Origin of the sequence: Clavibacter lycopersici (genome assembly GCF_003576405.1) — a bacterium.
GTDB lineage: Bacteria > Actinomycetota > Actinomycetes > Actinomycetales > Microbacteriaceae > Clavibacter > Clavibacter lycopersici.
The window spans coordinates 1-3,987 of record NZ_QWGT01000248.1 but is presented as its reverse complement, the minus strand read 5'-3'; the positions used below and the strand labels follow the sequence as shown (position 1 = coordinate 3,987).

Sequence of the window (3,987 nt, the reverse complement as noted above, 5' to 3'; positions counted from 1 at the left end):
CGCGCCGCGGGTCAGGCGGCCGGGCGGAGGAACGCGGCGGCGGCGGCCGCGAGGTGGCCGGGGTCGTCGGCGCCGCACAGCTCGCGGGCCGAGTGCATCGAGAGCAGGGGGATCCCGACGTCGACCGTGCGGATCCCGAGCCGCGTCGCCGTGATGGGCCCGATGGTCGAGCCGCACGGCACGGCGTTGCTGGACACGAACTCCTGGTACGGGACGCCCGCGCGCTCGCAGGCCAGGGCCCACTCGCGCGCGCCCACGCCGTCGGTCGCGTAGCGCTGGTTCGCGTTGATCTTCAGCAGCGGGCCGCCGTTCGGCACGGGCCGGTTGGCGGGATCGTGCCGGTCGGGGTAGTTGGGGTGCACGGCGTGGCCGGCGTCGGCGGAGAGGCACCAGGACGCGGCGAACGCGCGGCGGCGCTCCTCCGAGTCGGCGCCGAGCCCGGCGGAGATGCGGCCGAGGACGTCCTCGAGGACGGGACCGGCGCCGCCCGACGGGGTCGCGGATCCGACCTCCTCGTGGTCGAACGCGGCGAGCACCGCGATGGGCGCGCCGGCGCCCTCGTCCGCGGCGGCCAGCTCGACGAGGGCGGCGAGGCCCGCGTGCACGGAGCTGAGGTTGTCCATGCGGCCGGCGGCGAAGAGCTCGCCCGCGAGGCCGAGGGATCCGGGCGCCTGGGTGTCGGCGACGCCCACGTCGTAGCCGAGCACGTCGTCGGACGCGACGCCCGCGAGCTGCGCGAGGTGGCCGACCACGTCGTGCTCCGCGGGGGAGCCGACGCCGAGGACCGGCGACATGTGGCGCTGCGGATCCAGCCGCAGGCCCTCGGTGTTCACGCCGCGGTCGAGGTGCACCGCGAGCTGCGGGAAGCGCAGCAGCGGGCCGGTGCGGACGAGGTGGCGGCGGCCGTCGCGCGTGACGAGGCGGCCGGCGAGCTCGAGGTCGCGGTCGAGCCACGAGTTGAGGAGCGGGCCGCCGTAGACCTCGACGCCGGCCTGGACCCAGCCGTCGGATCCGATGGTCGGCTTCGGCTTCAGTTTGAAGCCGGGGGAGTCGGTGTGGGCGCCGACCACGCGGAAGGGCGTGGTGGCGTGCGCGTCGGCGGGCTGGATCCATGCGAGGAGGGCGCCGTCGCGCACGATGTAGCGGCGTCCGGCGTCGACCGGCCAGGCGTCGCGCTCGTCGAGCCGCGTGAACCCGGCGGCGTCGAGGCGGCGGGCGCCCTCCTCGGCCGCGTGGAACGAGGAGGGCGAGGCCTGGATGTAGCAGCCGAGGTCCGCGAGGTGGGACGCGCGATCCGTCGGCATCAGTAGCCGCTCGATCCGAGCGCGCCGTTCTCCGGCGTCTGCACGGGGCCGGCCAGCACGACCGCGCTGCCCGAGACGCCGAGGCGCGTGGCCCCCGCCTCGATCATCTGCACGGCGGTCTCGTAGGTGCGGATCCCGCCGGACGCCTTCACGCCGGCCTTCCCGTCGACCGTGCGGCTCATCAGCTCGACCGCGTGCACGGTCGCGCCGCCGGTGGGATGGAAGCCCGTGGAGGTCTTCACGAAGTCGGCGCCCGCCGAGACGGCCGCGCGGCAGACGGCCACGATCTGGTCGTCGTCGAGGGCGGCGGACTCGATGATCACCTTGAGGACGGCCGGCGCGGGCACGGCGTCGCGCACGGCGCGGATGTCGGCCTCGACGTCGTCGAAGCGGCCCTCGCGGGCGGCGCCCACGTCGATCACCATGTCGACCTCGTCGGCGCCCTGGCGGATCGAGAGCGCGGCCTCGGCGGCCTTGACCTCGCTGTGGTGCTTGCCGCTCGGGAAGCCGCAGACGACGGCGACCTTGAGGTCGGCGCCCGCGGGGATCTCGAGGGGGAGCATCGAGGGCGAGACGCACACCGAGTACGTGCCGAGCTCCACGGCCTCGGCGACGAGCGCGGCGACCTCGTCGCGCGTGGCCTCGGGCTTCAGGAGCGTGTGGTCGATGATGCGGGCGATCGCGGCCGTGTCGGTCGCGGGCGTGGACGGGCTGGTGCTCATGCGGGATTCCTCACCTGGATGCGGGACCTCGATCCTACGACCGGGGCCTCACGCGACGATCCCCGCCGGCGCGGGTGCGGGCGGGGATCGTCGTGCGGGTGGGGCGTGCGTCAGCGACCGAGGCCCACGCGGTCGACCTTGCGGTGGAAGCGCATGCCGGCGAGGCCGCCGAGCACGGCGCCCAGGAGGCTGATGAGCGCGACCGCGACGGCGGTGACGATGCCCACGACCGTGAGGTCGCCCTCGCCGATCGGGATGCGCGGGAACGCGTTGACGTTGCCGAGCACGTCGAGCTGCGAGCCGGCGATCGCGGTGACGACGGCCACGACGATCGCGATGATCACGGCCCACAGCCACACGGCGAGGCCCTGCTTGGCGCCGTCGAAGCGGGCCATGCGGCCGGCGACGTAGCCGCCGCAGTAGTAGGCGATGAGGATCACGACGGCCAGCGCGATGGCGCCCGCCCAGCCGACGGTGTCGGCGTTCTGGCTCGCGGCGTCCGCTGCCTGGCCCGCGTCGCCGCCGGCCTGGCCGAGGCCGACGGCGGCGCCCGTCGCGGCGACGAGCGCCGTGAGGATCACGGCCGTGCCGGTCGCGGTGAGCCAGCCGAAGAAGGCGGACCCGAACTTGATGCCGCCGAAGCGGTCCTTCTCGCGGGCGAGCACGTCCTGGCGGAGCGAGTCATGCCCGGCGGCGGGGACGGCGGCCGTATCGCGGTCGCCGCGGATGGGTGCGTCGCCGGCCGAGGCGTCGCGCCCGGTGCGGTCGTCGGGGAGGCTGTGACGCGGGGTGTCCGAGGTGCTCATGGTGGTTCCTTCCGTGCGTCTCCGCCGGACGGGGATCCCCACCCGGCGTGCCCCCGACGCTACGCGCCCCCTCATCATTCGTGGGCGAATGGTCGGGGGTGGACACACCGGACCCCCGCGTGCGAGCGCGGACCGGCCGCGGATCAGGAGTAGTCGGCGCCCGGGATGCCCGCGGGGCGGTAGACGTACCCGTCGGCGTCGGGGTCGATCTCCCAGACGACCTCCTCCTCGCTGAGCGACGTGGCGCGCGTGAAGCTCTTGACGGGCTCGCCGTTGAGGAACTCGACCTCGGTCTCCTCGGTGCCGTCCGGGCCGACCAGCTGTGCGGTGTACGTGGAATCAGTCATGGTCCGACCCTACGACCGTCCGCGCGCGACGACCGGGCCCGGTCGGGATCCCCGGCGGATCCCCGAGCGCGCGCGTGGGGGGAGGGACCGCCTCACGCCTCCAGCTCCACCAGCACGCGCGGCAGCTCCACGAGCAGCTCGCTCGCGAGGTAGCCGAGCGGGCCCACCTGCACCGCGAGCCGGTCGCCGGCCGCGGCGTGCGCGTGGGTCGCCCAGACCGCAGCCTGGGCGGGATCCGCGCCACGGGCGCAGAGGCCGGCCACCGCGCCGCCGAGCACGTCGCCGGATCCGGACGTCCCGAGCCCGCTGCCGCCCGCGCCGATCGTCCACGCGCGTCCGTCGGGTGCCGCGACCAGGCCGCCCATCGACACGACGGCGGAGTAGGAGCGGGCGATCTCGCGGGCGTCGGCCACGGCGTCGTCGCCCGCCCCGCGCCCCAGCAGCCGCTCCGCCTCGGAGGAGTTGGGCGTGAGCACGAGCCGGCCGGCGAGGTGCGCCGCCGACTCGCGGCAGGCCGGGAGGACGCCGAGCGCGAAGGCGTCGAGCACGACGACGGCGTCGTCGGGGACGAGCGTCGCGATCAGGCGCACCATGCGCTCGGCCTCGTCCGCGTCGTCGAGGCCGGGGCCGACGAGCACGGCGTCGGCGGCGGCGATGTCGTCCCCGGCCGCGCGGATCCCGGCGCCCCGGACGTGCCCGGCCTCCGTCTCCTCGAGCGGCACCACGCCGCTCTCGGGCACGGCGACCGCGACCTGCGTGGCGACGGACGCGCCGACCGCGAGCGTGAGGCGGCCGGCGCCGACGCGCA

General features: G+C 75.7%; 5 protein-coding genes. All 5 read right to left on the bottom strand.

Annotated features, from left to right (window positions below; translation table 11 throughout):
* Positions 1-11 precede the first annotated feature (11 nt).
* Entirely contained in the window at positions 12-1,304 is a 1,293-nt protein-coding gene (locus tag DZG00_RS13200; protein WP_119381294.1) for a M18 family aminopeptidase, read from the bottom strand.
* Positions 1,304-2,026, bottom strand: a complete 723-nt coding sequence (gene deoC / locus DZG00_RS13195; RefSeq protein WP_119381295.1) for a deoxyribose-phosphate aldolase — start codon at positions 2,024-2,026, stop codon at positions 1,304-1,306. The genes DZG00_RS13200 and deoC overlap by 1 nt, the downstream gene beginning before the upstream one ends.
* 110 nt (positions 2,027-2,136) lie before the next feature.
* Positions 2,137-2,832 (bottom strand): hypothetical protein, encoded by a 696-nt coding sequence (locus DZG00_RS13190; RefSeq protein ID WP_119381296.1) that lies wholly within the window; start codon positions 2,830-2,832, stop codon positions 2,137-2,139.
* A gap of 143 nt (positions 2,833-2,975) precedes the next feature.
* A complete protein-coding gene (locus DZG00_RS13185; RefSeq protein ID WP_119381297.1) occupies positions 2,976-3,179 on the bottom strand; it encodes a hypothetical protein in 204 nt (67 codons plus the stop codon).
* 92 nt (positions 3,180-3,271) lie between these two features.
* The coding region (locus tag DZG00_RS13180) for an ADP-dependent NAD(P)H-hydrate dehydratase (protein ID WP_119455711.1) at positions 3,272-3,987 on the bottom strand (716 nt) is incomplete at its 5' end.